Raw genomic sequence first — 16,385 nt, 5'->3', positions numbered from 1 at the left:
GATTCTTCGGCGTACACCAGGGTACGCCCGTGATTTCTGGCCCCCGCCTTGAGGCCAACCGCAGAGCGGAAAGTCACATTCCCGGGTCAGGCGGTCGCCTTCTCGATCTCCCGGGGCTTCAGATCCGCGTGCTCCAGTACGTCCTTCAGATGCCGCTCGACGACCGGCAGCACCTCGGCGATCGTCACGTCCCGGCCCAGCTCCGCCGCCAGTGAAGCCACGCCCGCGTCACGGATCCCGCACGGGATGATCCGGTCGAACCACCTGTTGTCCGGGTTCACGTTCAGCGCGAAGCCGTGCATCGTGACGCCCTTGGCGACGCGGATGCCGATCGCGGCGATCTTGCGGTCCTCGCGGCGCTGGCCGGCGTTCGAGGGGGCGTACTCGGGGCCATTCATCCGCGGGTCGAACTCCTCGTCCTGCAGACGGGGGTCGAAGTCGAGGGAGAGGCCGCCGATCGACGGACGTTGATCGACCGGGTCACCGAGGATCCAGACCCCGCTGCGGCCCTCGACGCGGCTGGTCTCCACGCCGAACTCCGCGCAGACCCGGATCAGCGCCTCCTCCAGGCGTCGTACGTGCGCGACGACGTCCACCGGGCGGGGCAGCTGCTGGATCGGGTAGCCGACGAGCTGGCCGGGGCCGTGCCAGGTGATCTTGCCGCCGCGGTCGACGTCGATGACCGGGGTGCCGTCGAGCGGGCGCTCGTTGTCCTGGGTGCGGCGGCCCGCCGTGTAGACCGGCGGGTGTTCCAGCAGGAGCACGGTGTCGGGGACCTCGTCCGCGAAGCGGGCCGCGTGCACCCGGCGCTGCTCGTCCCACGCCTCCTGGTACTCGACGGCATCCGCGCCGAAGCCCAACCGGACGAACCGCAACTCACCCACGGCAAGCGCCTCCTCAGCAGCACCTATGAGTCGTAAGGCACGAAACATGCCTACGCCACTGTACGACCGACCGCTGACACCCCACCGGGCGGCCGGGACCGTCAGCCCTACGACCAATCCTCACACGATCGGATGAATGCACGTCGGAATGTGCGACGGGATGCTTACGCTCCGCTACATTCGCGCCGTTCACGAGGCCAAAAGGGCTGCTCACAGGCAATCCGGGCAGGCAGTGGCCGCATCGGCCCCTGCTGGGGCCCGAAAGGCAGGAGACCGCACCGCAGATGACGGAACGACCCGCGCAGCGCACTCCCAACCGTCAGCTCGCCGCGCTCATCGCAGAAGCGGGGTTCTCCAACGCAGGTCTCGCCCGTCGCGTGGACCAGCTCGGTCTGGAGCACGGACTCGATCTCAGATACGACAAGACATCCGTCACCCGGTGGCTGCGCGGCCAGCAGCCCAGAGGCACCACGCCCGCGCTCATCGCCGAGGTCTTCACCCGCCGGCTCGGCCGCCGGCTCACCGCCCAGGACCTCGGGCTCGACGCCTGTGCGCCGGTGTACGCCGGGCTCGAGTTCGCCGCGACCCCCGAGGAGGCCGTCGACATCGTCAGCGGGCTGTGGCGCAAGGACTCCGGCAGCCACGCCGAGCTCCGCAAGATCGCCTTCACCCCGGCCGGGCTCGTGGTGCCCAGCCGGGACTGGCTCATCGGCCGCGCCGACGACCGCGTGGGCCGCGCCGAACCCGCCAACCGCGTGCCCCCGCAGGGCCGCCCCGCCGTACCCCGCCAGCGCGGCCAGGCCGCCGAGCGCGGGCCCGGGCAGAAGGTCACCGGCGGCGACATCTCCGCGCTCCGCTCGGTCGGCGAACTCTTCCGCACCCTCGACAACGCCTACGGCGGCGGCCACGCCCGCCAGGCCCTCGTGCGCTACCTGGAGCACGAGACCGAGCCGATGCTGCGCGGCACCTACGGCGAGCAGACCGGCCGGCGCCTGTTCGCCGCGGCGGCCGACCTCACCCGGCTCGCGGGCTGGACGTCGTACGACATCGCCGCGCACGGGCTCGCGCAGCGGTACTTCGTGCAGGCGCTGCGGCTCTCGCAGGCCGCGGGGGACCGGGCCTACGGCTCGTACGTGCTCATGACCATGAGCCGGCAGGCCGTCTACCTCGGGCACGGGCGCGAGGCCGTGCAGCTCGCGCGGGTGGCGCAGCAGGGGGTCGGGACCAGTGCGCCGCCCGTCGTGCAGTCGCTGCTGCACTCCGTGGAGGCGCGGGCGCACGGGGTGCTGGGGGAGGTGCGGGCGTGCACGTCCGCGCTCGTGCGCGCTGAACGCGCCCTCGAAACAGCGCGCGCCGGGGATGAAGTGCCTTACTGGGCGCGGTTCTTCGACGAGGCGCAGCTTGCCGACGAGTTCGGGCACGCGCATCGGGATCTGCAGCAGTTCCGGGCGGCCGCGCAGCATGCGGAGCGGTCGTTGCAGTTGCGGGCGCCTGCCTTTGCCCGAAGTCGGTTGTTCTGCCGGGTGGTTCTTGCCTCCGCTCGGCTCGGGCTCGGGGAGCTTGATCAGGCCTGTGTGTTGGGGGCTGAGGCGGCGGGGCAGGCGGTGGAGATGCGGTCGGTTCGGGCTGTCGAGTATGTGCGGGACTTCGAGCGGCGGCTTGAGCCGTACAAGGATGCTGCGCCGGTGCGGGGGTATCGCGACAAGGTCGCCGCGTTCGGGTGAGGTGAGGGTGGCGGTCGGTGGGACTGCGCGGCGCCCTCGTGGCTGGTCGCGCAGTTCCCCGCGCCCCTAGGGGGCTTCAGGCGGCCTGTGTTGTTGGGATGGGGTCTGCTCGGTGCATCGAGGTCGCCGCGCCCAGGTCCGCCAGGATCGCCGACGAAGCCCTGTGGCCCGAGTGCAGGGCGCCCTGGACCGTGCTTGTGTCCCGGTGGTCGCCGCACACGTACAGGCCGGCCAACAGGCGTACGGGGCGCCGTAGATCGTGCGGTGGGCGCATGACGGGGACCGCCGTGGCGGTGTGGTGGACGGCGAGGGTTTCCCAGCGGGTGGTCGAGGTGCCGTAGAGGCGGGACAGATGCATGCGTACGGCGGTGTCGACGTCCGGTGGGGGAGGGCCGAGGACCGTTGAGGAGACGAGGGCGCGGCCCGCGGGTGCTCGGCTCGGGTCGACCTCGCTGGTGATCGACGTGTGGGCCACCGGGCCGCCGCGGTCGGAGTCCAGGAGGAGGGCGGCGCCGGTCGTGGGCGGGTCGTCGGTCGTGTGGTGGACGACCGTCACGGGGTGGAAGTCGGGTACGCGCAGGCCGGGCAGGAGTTCGGCCGCCGCGCGCGCGTCCGTCGCGACGAGGACCGCGCGGCAGTGGATCTCGCCGTGTTCGGCGGTGGTCACCGATGTCGTCGACACGGCCGTCACGCGTACGCCGGTGTGCACGGTGCCCGGTGGCAGCGCGGCGGCGAGCACCTCGGGCAGCATCTCCGCGCCGCCCTCCGGCAGACACAGGCGGCCGCCCGCGAAGGCCCGCAGCGCGAGGTCGGCGCACCGGCTGGAGGTCGTCAGCTCCGGGTCGCACAGCAGCGCGGCGAGCAGGGGGCGCAGGAACCCGTCGATGGTCCGCGCGGGGACCCCACGGGCGGCGAGCGCCTGCCCGGCCGCCGACTCGGGCCGGGAGAGGAGACGTTCGACGGGCGTGCCCGCGAGCCGGGTCAGGGCGGTGCCGAGGCGGGCCTGGTCGACGGGGCCGCCGAGGGGGGCGCCGGCGCGGGGCCTGGGCACGGACGAGGAACCCGGGGCGACCGGGGCCCGGTCTTTGAGCGTGGGGCCGCCCCAGGAGGAGCCTGTCCGGTCTTTGGGGGGCGGGCCGCCCCGGTAGGTACCCGCGCGGTTCCTTGGCGCCGGACCGCCCCAGGACGCGCCCGTCCGGTCCCTGAACGCGCCCCAGGACGCGCCCGTCAGACTGCCCCGGGCCGTGGTCCGGTCCTTGGGAACCGGACCACCTTCGGCGGTTCCCGTGCGGTCCCCGGGGGTGGTCGTGTCCCCTGAGGGCGTTGCCAGTGTCGCGCCGCGGCCTGAAGCGTCTGCCCTCCCCGCGGTGCCCGCCACCCCGCTCCCGGGCGCCGCCGCGGCCCAGGAGGCGCCCCCGCGTCCCCTTGCCACCGGCCCGCCCCATGAGAAGCCGGGCCGCCCCCGCGTCACCGGCCCGCCCCACAGGGGGCCCTTCCGTACCGCCCCCACCCGAGGGGCGCTCGCCAGGGCGCGTACCGCGTGGAGTGCGCCCCGTGCGCTTCCTCCGGGCGCCGGGGTGCCCGCGTGGTGGTGGCGGCCGTCGCTGTGGAGGAGGACCCCCGGGGCGAAGGGGCGCAGCACCAGGGCGTCGAGGCCCGGGGTGAGGCGTAGTTCGGGGTACGAGGTGGACAGGAACTGTCCGATCCGGTCGAGCCGGAACCCGTCGACCTTCTCGGTCGACATACGGCCCCCCACGTAAGGGGCGGCCTCCAGGACTGCGGTCGTTACTCCTGCGCTGATCAGCCGATGCGCCGCGGCGAGTCCGGCGACCCCGGCTCCCACGACGACGACGTCCGCCTGGTACGCGGGCTCAAGCACGTGCCCCTCCTCGACATTGAGCGGCCGGTGGAGTCGTCATGCCCCCAACAGCCTTCAGGGATACCCGAGTTCGGGTCGAGGTTAGGGCCGTGATCGGTCAAGGGGAGTCGCGCATACGCAGGGCACGGTCGCACGGTGGTCGCATACGGTCGCCGAGCGTCATCATCGAGGGGCAAACGGTCAGCGCCGCGCGCCCGCCCTCACAGCGCCGCCCGGATCGCCCCCTCGATCTCCGGGAACGCGAACGTGAACCCCGACTCCAACAGCCGTTTCGGCAGCACCCGTTGACTCCCCAGCACATCCCCCGACATCTCGCCGAGGACCAGCTTCAGCGCGGGTGCCGGCACCGTGAAGAGCGACGGGCGGCGCAGCACACGCCCCATCGCCGCCGAGATCTCACGGTTCGTCAGCGGGTTCGGCGCGGTGAGGTTGAAGGGGCCGGACAGCCCGTCCGTGTCGATGAGGTGCCGGATCGCCGCCACCTCGTCGTGCAGCGCGACGAACGACCAGTACTGCCGTCCGTTCCCGAACCGTCCCCCAAGTCCCGCCTTGTAGAGGGGGAACAGCTTGGCCCACGCCCCGCCCTCCGGCGCCACGACCAGCCCGGTCCGCGCGAACACGGTCCGTACGCCCGCCTCCTGCACGGGTGCCGTGGCCTCCTCCCACTCCACGCACAGCGAGGGCAGAAAGCCGTCCCCAGGAGGCGCCGATTCGTCCACGGCGCGGTCGCCGGTCTCTCCGTAGAAGCCGATCGCGCTGCCGTTCACCCACACCCGCGGCGGCCGGTCCAGCGCGGCGACGGCCTCCGCGAGGGCCGACGTGCCGAGGACGCGGCTGTCGCGGACCTGCTTCTTGTAGGCGTCGGTCCAGCGGTGGTCGCCGACCCCCGCACCGGCCAGGTTGACCACCGAGTCGCACCCGTCGAGCCCGGCCGCGTCCACGTACTGCCCCTCGGGGTCCCAGCACACCTCGTCCGCGCCCCGGGCGGCGCGCCGCACCAGGCGCACCACCTCGTGCCCGTCCGCGGTCAGGGACCGGACCAGTGCGCTGCCGATGAGACCGGAGGCGCCGGTCACCGCGATTCGCGAGCGTTCCATGGCGTCCATCCTGCCTCGTTGATCCATAAAACCCCCATGAGGACCGCGCCGCTCCCGCCGTACCCTGGCCCACATGTCCGAGCCGAACATACGCACAGCCCTGCCCGACGACGACGAGGAACTGGGCGCACTGGACCGCGCCACCTGGTCCAACCTGCACGCGGTCACGCCCCGGCCGCAGCCGCCGTACCGCCCCTTCTTCGACGAGCGGCACGCGCCCGGCGAGCACCTGGTCGCCGAACTCGACCGCCGGATCGTCGGCTACATCCGGCTGGTTCCCGCGACCTCGCTCGCCTGCAACGCGCACGTCCGGCAGATCCAGGGGCTGGCTGTCGCCGACGAGGCACGCGGACACGGGGTCGGCAGGGCGCTGATCCGGGCCGCGATGACCGAGGCCAGGCGGCAGGGCGCCCGGCGGATCACCCTCCGCGTGCTCGGGCACAACACCCCGGCCCGGAAGCTCTACGAGGCCGAGGGCTTCGCCGTCGAGGGCGTGCTGCCCGAGGAGTTCCTGCTCGACGGGAAGTACGTCGACGACGTCCTCATGGGCCGCGCGCTCTGACCTGTCGGCCTAGGAGGTGACCAGGTCGCCCGTGTCCACCTGGGCGGTCGCGGTCGCCGCCCGTTGCGCGTCCCCGGAGACCTCGTCGGCCGTCAGCACGTACCCCGTCTCGTTGTCCGAGGTGGAGCGGGCGAAGACGACGCCGTAGACCTTGCCTCCGGTGGTCAGGAGGGGGCCGCCGGAGTTGCCGGGGCGGACGGTGGAGCGGATCGAGTAGATCTCGCGGGTGACCGTCCCGTTGTTGTAGATGTTCTGGCCGGTCGCGTTCACGCGGTTGGCGACGGTCGCGGCCTGGAGGTTCAGGTCGCCGTCCTGGGGATAGCCGGCGACGACGGCGGAGTCGCCGCGCTCGGCGCTGGTGTCGAAGCGCAGCACGGGCGCGGACAGCCCCGGCACGTACAGCACGGCGACGTCCTTCTGCGGGTCGAAGAGGACGACCCGTGCCTCGTACGACCGCCCGACCCCGCCGATGCGGACGGTCGGGTCGTCGATGCCGGCCACCACGTGCGCGTTGGTCATCACGTGCTGCGGGGCGTACACGAAGCCGCTGCCCTCGCGGCCCTGGGTGCCCGAGGAGCCCTCGATCTTGACCGTGCTCCGCTTCGAGGCGTTCGTCGCGGCGGCCGTGACGCTGTCGCCGGTGGGCTTGGCGACCTCGGCCGTCGACTCGTTCTCGAACGGGTTGAAGACCTGCGGGAAGCCCGCCTCCGTGAGCGCGGAGGTCGCCCGCGAGAACCACGTCGGTGTCGTGTCCGGCATCAGCTTCTGGACGCTGCCCAGCAGCTTCGAGTCCTGGATCGCCGTCGTGACCGTCGCCGACGAGGACGCGCCCAGCACGCTCGCGGCCACCCACGCGACGATCATCACCGCCACCGAGTTCGCCGCGGCCCCGCCGATGCCGTCGGCCACCCGCAGCGGCCCCTGGTCCAGCTCCTTGCGCAGCTTCAGCGCGAGCCGCCCCGCCAGTTCGTGTCCGACCACCGCAGGGGTCAGCACGGTGAGCACGGCGGTCACCGTCGCCGCCGTCGTCCCCGGAGTCACCAGGTCCATCACCCACGGCAGCACCCATACGCCGATGACCGCGCCGCCCACGAACCCGGCGAGCGACACACATCCGGCGACGAGGCCGCGCCGGTATCCGGACGCCGCGTAGGCGAGGATCACCAGCAACAACAGCAGGTCGAGCAGGTCCACGGAGCCGCCTTTCTCTCGGAACCCTTAGTACGCGAGGAACGGGCCCACTGATCAGTCACGCGCGCGTGGCCTCCGGGAACTCACCACGCGTGCGTGTACCCCCAGAAACGTGCCGGACCAGGACGATGGTTCCACCGGGTGGCACAGCACACATCGCGGACTGAGTGTTTCCGGCCGAGAGTGTGACCATGCGTGTCCTGAGAAGAACACCGGGTGCACGAAGACGACGGCCGCGGGTACGAATACCCCGCGCGGCGGTCGTTCTGCTGGCCTGCCTGCCCGGTCTCGCCGCCGTCCTGGTGCTCGCCCTGTGCGCGAACGGCATCGGGCGCCGGGCCACGACCGCCGCCGTACGGCCGCCCGTCGCGGCGCGGCCCGTGGCCGTCGGGCACACCGCGCCCAAGCCGCGGATCGTGCCGCGTTCGGCCTGGCTGGACGCGCTCTCGCGGCACGCGCAGCCGCCGCCGCGTTACGACGACAAGGTCGTCGCCGTCTTCGTCCATCACACGGATTCGCCGAACGGGTACGACTGTGCGGACGCGCCTCGGATCATCCGGTACCTGTATGCCGGGCAGACGGGGGTTCGCGACTGGGACGACATCGGGTACAACTTCCTCGTCGATCGGTGCGGGACGATTTATGAGGGGCGGGCGGGGGGTGTCGACCGGGCCGTCACGGGGGCGCATACGCAGGGGTTCAATCATCGGACCGCGGGGATCGCGGCGATCGGGACGTTCACTTCGGGGATGGTTGTGCCTCGGGCTATGACCGATGCGATTGCTGCGCTGGCGGCTTGGAAGTTGGGGCTTGCGGGTGTTGATCCGCGGGGGAAGGCGCGGCTGGTGTCTAGTAACAGCCTCAGTCGGTATGCCAGGGGTGCGACGGCTGTGCTGCCTGCGCTGGCGGGGCACAAGGATGGGTACATGACGAGTTGCCCGGGGGCGGCGTTGTTGGCTCGGTTGCCGGAGGTTCGGGAACTGGCGGCGCGGTTGCAGGGGCGTTGAATCGCCCCTGCCGCCCCTACCCGTCCCATCCCCGGGGGCTGCGCCCCCGGACCCCCCGCTCGGTCGGATGTCGGGTGCCGGCCCGGTGGGTGCTGGTCGCGCAGTTCCCCGCGCCCCTGAGGTCCGTTCCGTTGGGTGTTGGGTGCGGGTTTGTGGGGGCTGGGCGCGCCCACGCGGCGGAGCCGCAAATCGACACAGCCCCGCGCCCCTAGGGGGTCTACCTGCGGCCGAGATAGATGCTCAACGCCCGTTGCAGGACCCTCCCCTGGCTTCCCACTGGGCGTTCCCATTCGCCGAGGTATTCCACCGCTTGGCCGCCTGCGCCGGTTTTGAAGAGGAGGCGGCCGACGAGGCGGTCGTCGGCTATCAGGGACGGGGTGATGGAGCGGAGGTCGTAGGTGTCCGCGCCGGAGTCGAGGGCCTCGCAGAGCATGCGCCACAACAGGAGGCTGCTGGGGCGGAGTTCGCGGCCTCGGCGGGCGGACGCGGGGTAGGAGTGCCAGGCGCGGGGGCCGGTGCTGATCATCAGGGCGGAGGAGAGGACCTCGTCGTCGTACTCGGCGAGGTAGATGCGTATGCGGTCGGATTCCTCGGCGTTCAGCGCCTGCCACATGCGGCGGAAGTAGTCCAGGGGGCGGGGCTTGAAGCCGTCGCGTTCCGCCGTGGCGCGGTACAGGCGGTGGAACGCGGGCAGGTCGTCCGCCGACCCCCAGAAGACCCCGACGCCGCCGGCTTCCGCCGTCTGCAGCGACTGCAGCCAGTGGGGGGAGAGCGCGGCGCGCAGTTCGTTCACCGACCGCCCGGTCAGGGGGATCTGGCAGCCGTAGCGCGGCTGGCCGAGGCCGAAGCCGCTCTCGTCCTCCTCCTTGCACCGGCGCCATCCGAGCCGCCTGAGCCGTTCCGCCGCGTCCAGTGCGTAGCCGTCGATGCCGTCCGTGGGGAGATCTCGCAGATGTCGTACGGAGGGGTCGGCGACGCCCGCCGCTACGGTGGCCGCGTCCCAGCGCCGGACCACGAGCGGTGGGCCTATGCGGACCGAGAACGCGCCCTCCTCCTCCAGATGTGCGATCAGGGGGTCCAGGTACCGTTCCGGACGCTGGCTGTGCCAGTCGATCGCCGGGCCGTCGGGGAGGTAGGCGAGGCACCGGCCGGTGCCGGGAAACGCCCGGTACAGCACGAGCGCTACGGCGACCAGCGCCTCCCCCTCGAACCAACCGACGCTCTCCGCCGTCCAGTCGGGCTTCACGTCGGCCCACTCGGGGATCTGGAGGTGGCTCGCGTCCGGGTGCAGCTGGAGATGGCCGAGGTGTTCCTCGCGGGTGATCCCCTTCACGTACGGGCTGGTCATGGGCGCGCGCTCCTGTTCGGCGGCGGCCACCGTAAGCCGGGGCTCACCGGGCGGGTCAAGACTTCACGGCTGTGAACTCCGCCCACACCTGCTTGCCGCGTCGGCCCTGTCTGGGCAGGAAGATGCCCCGTCCGCTCTCCGTATCCCAGTCGGGTTCGGTGTACCAGACGGGCAGTTCGGGCGAACGGTCGGCGACGGCCACCCGAACCCCGCCTTCCGGGAGGGCTGGGCGAGTGGACGGCCCACCCCCCAAGGGGTGCCCCACGGAAGTGTGACACTCTGCGCCGAACTGTCACACTTTCGCAGGGAGGGTCCCCTCTGGAGGGGTCCGGCAAGGGGGGTTGCGCTCACAGGTTTCTCGCAGGCAACTCACCGGGTCCACCGAAACAACCTCCCTATCGTCATGCACACGCACTGACTGGAGGTGGGGAAAATGAACAGCAGTCACACCAACACCACGGAGAAGTCGGCCGGTTGGGCCAAGTCCGCCCGCGGACCCTGGGCGGTCGTCTGCGCGGTCGCGACCGTGATCCTCGGCCCGGCCGCCGTCACGGCCTCCGCGCTCGACCAGGCCAACGCGGCCCCGATGCACCACGCGGTACGCGCCGACCAGACGCAGGCCTACATCTCGACGGACTCGACCCGCCGCCGGACGGCCGCGTAGGCAGCCGTGGTCGTCAGCGGGCGGCGACCAGTTGCTGTGTGCTGGTGACCGTGCCGTCCGCGTGCTGGGTGAGGCGGAGGACCAGGACGTGTCGGCGGTCGGCCGGCGCGGTCACATAGAGCGGGCGGCCCTTGTTCAGGCCGGGGGCCTTGAACTGCATGCGGGAGTCGAAGGCTCCGGCGGCGCTGTTGCAGCCCTTGGCCAGGGTGAGTTCGAAGGGGTCGTGGTCGTGCCGGGTGGCGTCGACGTCGTAGTCGACGAACTTGTCGTCGGGCTTGGCGACCGTCCCGACGTTCATCGTGACCCACGCGTGGACCTTCACGTCCGAGCAGACGGCGACCGTACTGACGGCCTTCGGGTCCGGGTCGTTGAGCTCCTTGCCCTCGGCCTGTTCTCCGACCAGGAGCATGGTGCCGACCGCCGCACCGATCAGTACGACGATGAGGGCGGCACCGAGCAGAACCATCGAACGCGGGCGAACGACAGGGAACATGACCCCTCCGAGGGGTTGACCGAGCGGGCGTTGTCGCTCCATTTGAGGCCCGCGGCCCGGCAGTTGTTCTGACCTCAGTGGCATCAGGACACCGCTGTGACACGTGGGTCGCCCCGTCGTTACGGGAAAGCGGAGGAATCAGAGGAAGCGGGACAGGCCCTAACCCCGGCCCATGCCCAGGTACTTCTCGCCCACCGGATCGATGTCCACGCCCAGCCCGTTCAGGACACCGGCCAGCATCGTGTAGTAGCCGACCGTCGTGATCAGTTCGACCACCTGACGGTCGGTCAGGTGCTTGCGGAGTGTGCCCAACGTGGCCTCCGTGAGCGTGTGTCGGGTCATCAGCTCCTCCGTCGCCGTCAGCAGCGCCGACTCGACCTCGTCGAACTCGCCCTCCTCGGGCCGGAGTTCGACGACCGCCGCCAACTGGTCGACGGTGACCCCCGCGTGGAGCACGATCGGGCGGTGCTGGACGAGCCCGTAGGCGCAGTCCGTGCGCGCCGCCACCGACATCACCACCAGTTCGCGCAGCCGCACCGGTATCGACGACCCGAGCACGCCCATGCCCAGGTCGATCGCCGGACCCGTCAGATCCGGGGCGTGCGAGAGCATGCGGAACGCGTTCAACGGGGTGGGAAGCGCGTCCACGGCTGCGGCGGAATGCTCCGGGTACGGTATGCGAGCCACGGTGACCTCACTGGGATTCGGGATTCGGGATCCGGTCGTTCGCGCCCGACGACTCGGTCGCGGGGCGGGCACCCATCGCCGTACCCCTCTCACTCCTGCCGGAACCTCTCCCGCAGTTTCGGGAAACGTTCCGCGAGCACGGCCTCGTTCTCCAGGTTGAGCGGAGCGCCGAGCGGCTCGGCGGGCGCCGGTGGAATCCCCAGGTCGGGGGCGACGGCACCGGTGAGCTGTTCGTACGCCTCGTCCGCCGCGTACCCCAGTTCCTCCCCGTCGCCGTCGATCTCCTCGTCGAAGTCGTCGATGAGGTCGGCCAGCGAGTCGGGATCGTGCACGGCACCCTCGTACACCTCACGGCCCTGACCGATCAGCCAGCACCGGAAGAAGTCGAACGCGTCGTCGCTCGCGCCGTCCAGCAGCACCCACGCGGCGCCCCACAGATCCCAGGTGTACGCGCGGTTGAAACGGGCCTCGAAATGCCGGGCGAAGTCCAGAACCAGCTCCGGGTCCAGCAGCAGAAGCCGGTCGACGAGCAGGTCGGCCTGCTCCTCGGGGTCGCCCTCGGCGGCCTCGCGGGTGCCGTCCACCAACTCCCAGAACTCCGTCTCGTCCATCACGGGTCAAGCATCGGGCCTGGAGGGGGTGCGCGCACGTGGAGTGCAGCGGATTGTCACCTGGAGCGGGGCAGATCGTTATGGGCGCCGGTACAGAGTGGCCAGCCGTAGCGCGTCGTTCGTGAACCGTGCCCTCAGGCTCTCCGGTGCCAGCACCTCCACGTCCGGGCCGAGCCCCGCGAGCTGGCTGTGGGCCACCTCCTCCGACTCCACGGGGAGGGTCACGGTCACCCAGCCGTCGTCGTCCGGCGCGCCCGCGACCTCCAAGGCTTCCCTCGCGGCGGCCCGATCGACGGCGTACGGCAGCCTCCGCACCCCGTCCGCAGACAGTCGTACGACCACCTCGGCCCGCAGGATCGACCGCGCGAACTGTTCCGCCCGCTCGTCCCAGAAGGCCGGGAGGTCGAACTCCTCGTCCCGTACGAAGCGCTCGGCGCCCGGCTCCACCGCCGTGAACCGGTCGATCCGGTACACCCGGTAGGTGGGGGAGGGATCGTGACCGGCGACCCGCGCGCACAGGTACCAGACCCCCGCCTTGAGGACGAGTCCGTATGGCTCCAGTTCGCGTTCGACGTCGGAGTCGCCGCGCCGGTACCGCGCGAGCAGCCTTCGGTCGTCCCAGACCGCGTCCGCTACGGCGGGGAGCAGTTCGGGTGTCTTGGGCTCCGTGAACCAGCCGGGGGCGTCGAGGTGAAATCGCTGGGCCGCCGTGCGTGAGGCGTCCGACAGGGAGGGCATCAGCGCGGCGGACACCTTCAGCCGCGCGGCCGACGCGGCATCCTCCAACCCCATCTCGCGCAACGCGCCCGGCACTCCGCTCAGGAACAGCGCCTCGGCCTCGCTACGGCCCAGCCCGGTCAACCGGGTCCGGTACCCGCCGACGAGCCGGTATCCGCCGGCCCGCCCCCGGTCCGCGTACACCGGGACGCCCGCCTCCGACAGTGCCTGCGCGTCCCGGGTGATGGTCCGCTCGGAGACTTCCAGCTCGCCGGCCAGTTCGGCGGCGGTCATGGAGGCCCGGGCCTGAAGCAGCAGCACCATTTTGATGAGACGGGCAGCACGCATGCCTTCATGATGAGGGATCTCGCCCCCGCCGCCCCTACCCGTCCCATCCTCCAGGGGCTCCGCCCCTTCGACCCCGCCGGGGCTCCGCCCCGAACCCCGTTCCGGGGGCCAGCCCCCGGACCCCCGCTCCTCAAACGCCGGAGGGGCTGGATTTGCAGCGGACGGGCTGGATTTGTGGCGGACAGGCCGAAAACGCCGGACGGGCCGAGTTCTTGCCGACCGGAGCTTCTGAGCACCGGTCCGCATCACTCAGCCCGTCCGGCGTTTGAGGACGAGGCCGTTCAGGCCGAAGCGGGGGTCTGGGGGCGGCAGCCCCCAGGGATGGGACGGGTAGGGGCGGCGGGGGCGAAAAACAGGCCCTACAAGCCGTACCGCTCCCGCGCCTCCTTCACCGCCGTAGCCTTCACTTCCCCACGCCGCGCCAGCTGCGCAAGAGCCGCCACGACGATCGACTCCGCGTCGACCCCGAAGTACCGCCGAGCCGCGTCACGCGTATCCGACAGACCAAAGCCATCCGCGCCGAGCGAAGACCAGTCCTGCTCGACCCACTGCGCGATCTGGTCGGGAACCTGACGCATGTAGTCGGAGACCGCGAGCACCGGCCCCTCGGCCCCCTGCAGCGCCTGCCGCACGTACGGCACCCGCTCCTCGCCCCGCAACAACGCCGCATCCGCGTCCAACGCGTCCCGCCGCAGCTCGGTCCAGGACGTCGCCGACCACACGTCGGCCGCCACACCCCACTCCTCGGAGAGCATCCGCTGCGCCTTCAACGCCCAGTGGATCGCCGTACCGGAGCCAAGAAGCTGGATCCGCGCCGCGTTGGCAGCAGGCGAAAGGCCCGCCGACTCCGCCGTGTTGAAGCGGTACAGGCCCTTGACGATGCCCTCGTCGATGCCGAGTCCGGCCGGCTTGGCGGGCTGGGGGATCGGCTCGTTGTAGACGGTGAGGTAGTAGAAGACGTTCGAGTCCTCACCCGGGGCGGCCTCGCCGTACATCCGGCGGAGGCCATCGCGCACGATCGCCGCGACCTCGTACGCGAACGCCGGGTCGTACGACAGCGCCGCCGGATTCGTCGCCGCGATCACGGGCGAGTGACCGTCCGCGTGCTGAAGGCCCTCGCCCGTCAGCGTCGTACGGCCCGCCGTGGCACCCACCAGGAACCCGCGGCCGAGCTGGTCGCCGAGCTGCCACATCTGGTCGGCCGTGCGCTGCCAGCCGAACATCGAGTAGAAGATGTAGAAGGGGATCATCGCTTCGCCGTGCGTCGCGTACGACGTCGACGCGGCGATGAAGTCCGCCATCGAACCGGCCTCGGTGATCCCCTCGTTGAGGATCTGGCCGTTCTTGGCTTCCTTGTAGTACATGAGCTGGTCGCGGTCGACGGGCTCGTACGTCTGGCCCTTGGGGGAGTAGATCCCGAGCGACGGGAACAGCGACTCCATGCCGAAGGTGCGCGCCTCGTCCGGGACGATCGGCACCCAGCGCTTGCCGGTCTCCTTGTCGCGGACCAGGTCCTTCACCAGCCGGACGAACGCCATGGTCGTAGCGACGTTCTGGCTGCCGGACCCCTTGTCGAAGGACGCGAACGTCTTGTCGGCGGCGGACGGCAGCGGAGCGAGCGCGTGCGTACGACGGGCCGGGGCCGGTCCGCCGAGCGCCGCACGCCGCTCCTGGAGGTAACGGACCTCGGGGGAGTCGGCGCCGGGGTGGCCGTAGGGCACGACCCCGTCGATGAAGTCGCTGTCCTTGATGGGGAGTTCGAGCAGGTCACGCATCTGCTTGAACTCGTCCGTCGAGAGCTTCTTCATCTGGTGGTTGGCGTTCTTCGACGCGAAACCCTCGCCGAGCGTGTGGCCCTTGACCGTCTGCGCGAGGATGACCGTCGGGCCGCCCTTGTGCTCTACGGCCGCCTTGTACGCGGCGTACACCTTGTTCGCCTCGTGACCACCGCGCGAGAGGTGGAAACACTCGAGGATCTTGTCGTCGCTGAGCAGCTTCGCGAGCTCGACGAGCGCCGGGTCCGTGCCGAAGAAGTCCTCGCGGATGTAGGCGGCGCCACGCGTCTGGTACGTCTGCACCTGGGCGTCCGGTACCTCGCGCAGGCGGCGTACGAGCGCGCCCGTGGTGTCGAGCTGGAACAGCTCGTCCCAGGCGTTGCCCCACAGCGACTTGATGACGTTCCAGCCGGCGCCGCGGAACTGGGCCTCCAGCTCCTGCACGATCTTGAAGTTCGCGCGGACCGGGCCGTCGAGGCGCTGGAGGTTGCAGTTGATGACGAAGGTCAGGTTGTCCAGACCCTCGCGCGATGCCAGTGCGAGGGCGGCCGTCGACTCGGGCTCGTCCATCTCGCCGTCGCCGAGGAACGCCCAGACGTGCGACTCGGAGACGTCCTTGATGCCGCGCGCGGTGAGGTACCGGTTGAAGCGGGCCTGGTAGATCGCCGACAGCGGACCGAGGCCCATCGACACCGTCGGGAACTCCCAGAGCCAGGGCAGGCGGCGGGGGTGCGGGTACGACGGGAGGCCGTTGCCGCCGGCCTCCTGGCGGAAGTTGTCGAGGTGCGCCTCGGTGAGGCGGCCGTCGAGGAAGGCGCGGGCGTAGATGCCGGGGGAGGCGTGGCCCTGGATGTAGAGCTGGTCGCCGGAGCCGTCCGCCTCCTTGCCCTTGAAGAAGTGGTTGAAGCCCGTCTCGTACAGCCAGGCCGCGGACGCGAAGGTCGCGATGTGGCCGCCGACGCCGTGTTTCGCGCCGCGGGTCACCATGGCCGCCGCGTTCCAGCGGTTCCACGCGGTGATCCGGCGCTCCAGCGCCTCGTCGCCGGGCGCGGACGGCTCGGCGGCGGTCGGGATGGTGTTGACGTAGTCCGTCTCAAGCAGCTTGGGCAGCGCGACGCCGTTGCCCTCCGCGCGCTCCAGCGTGCGGCGCATCAGGTACGCGGCACGGTGCGGGCCGGCAGCCTTCGCGACGGCGTCCAGGGAGGCCTGCCATTCGGCGGTCTCCTCGGGGTCGCGGTCCGGGAGCTGGTCGAGCTCGCTCGGCTGGATGGCGTAGGGGTCGGTCATAACGCCGCCTTCCTCGGTCGAAGGGGGGTTCCCTCATCGGCAAGGGGATTTCGGGGGTGCCCTTGGTCTTTGGCAGGACAGGGCGGCGGGCCCTGTGGTGGGAGCCCGTCG

Annotated in this window: 15 protein-coding genes and 1 pseudogene; 4 read left to right on the top strand and 12 right to left on the bottom strand. The window is 71.2% G+C overall.

The window, feature by feature from the left end; all coding sequences use genetic code 11:
• Positions 1 to 86: 86 nt before the first annotated feature.
• Entirely contained in the window at positions 87 to 884 is a 798-nt protein-coding gene (gene lipB, locus OO69_RS31155) for a lipoyl(octanoyl) transferase LipB (RefSeq protein ID WP_033284190.1), read from the bottom strand.
• A gap of 284 nt (positions 885 to 1,168) precedes the next feature.
• Between lipB and OO69_RS31150 the strand changes: the two genes are divergently transcribed.
• Positions 1,169 to 2,608, top strand: a complete 1,440-nt coding sequence (locus tag OO69_RS31150) for a hypothetical protein (RefSeq protein ID WP_033284189.1) — start codon at positions 1,169 to 1,171, stop codon at positions 2,606 to 2,608.
• A gap of 76 nt (positions 2,609 to 2,684) precedes the next feature.
• Here the strand turns inward: OO69_RS31150 and OO69_RS31145 are convergent, their stop codons facing one another.
• The 3 genes and pseudogenes from OO69_RS31145 to OO69_RS31140 form a co-directional block, all read right to left on the bottom strand.
• Positions 2,685 to 4,040, bottom strand: coding sequence for an FAD-dependent oxidoreductase (locus OO69_RS31145; RefSeq protein WP_420707920.1), 1,356 nt, complete (start codon positions 4,038 to 4,040; stop codon positions 2,685 to 2,687).
• 240 nt (positions 4,041 to 4,280) lie between these two features.
• Positions 4,281 to 4,451 (bottom strand): annotated as a pseudogene (locus OO69_RS53945) (FAD-dependent oxidoreductase); the annotation flags it as partial.
• Positions 4,452 to 4,687: 236 nt separating this feature from the next.
• Positions 4,688 to 5,584, bottom strand: a complete 897-nt coding sequence (locus tag OO69_RS31140) for a TIGR01777 family oxidoreductase (protein WP_033284187.1) — start codon at positions 5,582 to 5,584, stop codon at positions 4,688 to 4,690.
• A 73-nt stretch (positions 5,585 to 5,657) separates the two neighbouring features.
• On the opposite strand from OO69_RS31140, the gene OO69_RS31135 reads away from it, so the two are divergent.
• Entirely contained in the window at positions 5,658 to 6,146 is a 489-nt protein-coding gene (locus OO69_RS31135; protein ID WP_033284186.1) for a GNAT family N-acetyltransferase, read from the top strand.
• Positions 6,147 to 6,155: 9 nt separating this feature from the next.
• Here OO69_RS31135 and OO69_RS31130 read toward each other — a convergent pair whose 3' ends face one another.
• Positions 6,156 to 7,340, bottom strand: a complete 1,185-nt coding sequence (locus tag OO69_RS31130; protein ID WP_033284185.1) for a MarP family serine protease — start codon at positions 7,338 to 7,340, stop codon at positions 6,156 to 6,158.
• A 188-nt stretch (positions 7,341 to 7,528) separates the two neighbouring features.
• Between OO69_RS31130 and OO69_RS31125 the strand changes: the two genes are divergently transcribed.
• Entirely contained in the window at positions 7,529 to 8,344 is an 816-nt protein-coding gene (locus OO69_RS31125) for a peptidoglycan recognition protein (protein ID WP_234444577.1), read from the top strand.
• Between the two features lie 217 nt (positions 8,345 to 8,561).
• Here the strand turns inward: OO69_RS31125 and OO69_RS31120 are convergent, their stop codons facing one another.
• Complete coding sequence (locus OO69_RS31120; protein ID WP_033284184.1) at positions 8,562 to 9,692, bottom strand: lipid II:glycine glycyltransferase FemX; 1,131 nt, start codon at positions 9,690 to 9,692, stop codon at positions 8,562 to 8,564.
• Positions 9,693 to 9,747: 55 nt separating this feature from the next.
• Entirely contained in the window at positions 9,748 to 9,894 is a 147-nt protein-coding gene (locus tag OO69_RS52085) for a hypothetical protein (protein ID WP_158713442.1), read from the bottom strand.
• 231 nt (positions 9,895 to 10,125) lie between these two features.
• Between OO69_RS52085 and OO69_RS31115 the strand changes: the two genes are divergently transcribed.
• Positions 10,126 to 10,356, top strand: coding sequence for a hypothetical protein (locus OO69_RS31115; RefSeq protein ID WP_019065394.1), 231 nt, complete (start codon positions 10,126 to 10,128; stop codon positions 10,354 to 10,356).
• Positions 10,357 to 10,369: 13 nt separating this feature from the next.
• Here the strand turns inward: OO69_RS31115 and OO69_RS31110 are convergent, their stop codons facing one another.
• The 5 genes from OO69_RS31110 to aceE all read right to left on the bottom strand — a co-directional run bounded on the left by OO69_RS31110 (position 10,370) and on the right by aceE (position 16,274).
• The gene (locus OO69_RS31110; protein ID WP_158713441.1) at positions 10,370 to 10,849 is read right to left on the bottom strand and encodes a hypothetical protein; all 480 of its coding nucleotides are present in this window, start codon (positions 10,847 to 10,849) and stop codon (positions 10,370 to 10,372) included.
• 159 nt (positions 10,850 to 11,008) lie between these two features.
• Positions 11,009 to 11,536 (bottom strand): carboxymuconolactone decarboxylase family protein, encoded by a 528-nt coding sequence (locus tag OO69_RS31105; protein ID WP_033284182.1) that lies wholly within the window; start codon positions 11,534 to 11,536, stop codon positions 11,009 to 11,011.
• An 89-nt stretch (positions 11,537 to 11,625) separates the two neighbouring features.
• Positions 11,626 to 12,147 (bottom strand): DUF4240 domain-containing protein, encoded by a 522-nt coding sequence (locus OO69_RS31100; protein WP_033284181.1) that lies wholly within the window; start codon positions 12,145 to 12,147, stop codon positions 11,626 to 11,628.
• Between the two features lie 78 nt (positions 12,148 to 12,225).
• Positions 12,226 to 13,212, bottom strand: a complete 987-nt coding sequence (locus OO69_RS31095; RefSeq protein ID WP_033284180.1) for a helix-turn-helix transcriptional regulator — start codon at positions 13,210 to 13,212, stop codon at positions 12,226 to 12,228.
• A gap of 359 nt (positions 13,213 to 13,571) precedes the next feature.
• A complete protein-coding gene (aceE, locus tag OO69_RS31090; RefSeq protein WP_033284179.1) occupies positions 13,572 to 16,274 on the bottom strand; it encodes a pyruvate dehydrogenase (acetyl-transferring), homodimeric type in 2,703 nt (900 codons plus the stop codon).
• Positions 16,275 to 16,385 lie beyond the last annotated feature (111 nt).

It is taken from the genome of Streptomyces sp. NRRL F-525 (genome assembly GCF_000716605.1).
In the GTDB taxonomy this organism is placed as follows: domain Bacteria; phylum Actinomycetota; class Actinomycetes; order Streptomycetales; family Streptomycetaceae; genus Streptomyces.
Note: the sequence above shows the minus strand (reverse complement) of the source record. Positions and strands in the feature narration are given on the sequence as shown.

Bases quoted from the DNA above. Each gene is read 5' to 3' on its own strand.
- OO69_RS31100 (WP_033284181.1), bottom strand. From the start codon at position 12,147: ATGGACGAGACGGAGTTCTGGGAGTTGGTGGACGGCACCCGCGAGGCC.
- OO69_RS31110 (WP_158713441.1), bottom strand. From the start codon at position 10,849: ATGTTCCCTGTCGTTCGCCCGCGTTCGATGGTTCTGCTCGGTGCCGCC.
- OO69_RS31125 (WP_234444577.1), top strand. From the start codon at position 7,529: ATGCGTGTCCTGAGAAGAACACCGGGTGCACGAAGACGACGGCCGCGG.
- OO69_RS31115 (WP_019065394.1), top strand. From the start codon at position 10,126: ATGAACAGCAGTCACACCAACACCACGGAGAAGTCGGCCGGTTGGGCC.
- aceE (WP_033284179.1), bottom strand. From the start codon at position 16,274: ATGACCGACCCCTACGCCATCCAGCCGAGCGAGCTCGACCAGCTCCCG.
- OO69_RS31135 (WP_033284186.1), top strand. From the start codon at position 5,658: ATGTCCGAGCCGAACATACGCACAGCCCTGCCCGACGACGACGAGGAA.
- OO69_RS31120 (WP_033284184.1), bottom strand. From the start codon at position 9,692: ATGACCAGCCCGTACGTGAAGGGGATCACCCGCGAGGAACACCTCGGC.
- OO69_RS31140 (WP_033284187.1), bottom strand. From the start codon at position 5,584: ATGGAACGCTCGCGAATCGCGGTGACCGGCGCCTCCGGTCTCATCGGC.
- OO69_RS31150 (WP_033284189.1), top strand. From the start codon at position 1,169: ATGACGGAACGACCCGCGCAGCGCACTCCCAACCGTCAGCTCGCCGCG.
- OO69_RS31095 (WP_033284180.1), bottom strand. From the start codon at position 13,212: ATGCGTGCTGCCCGTCTCATCAAAATGGTGCTGCTGCTTCAGGCCCGG.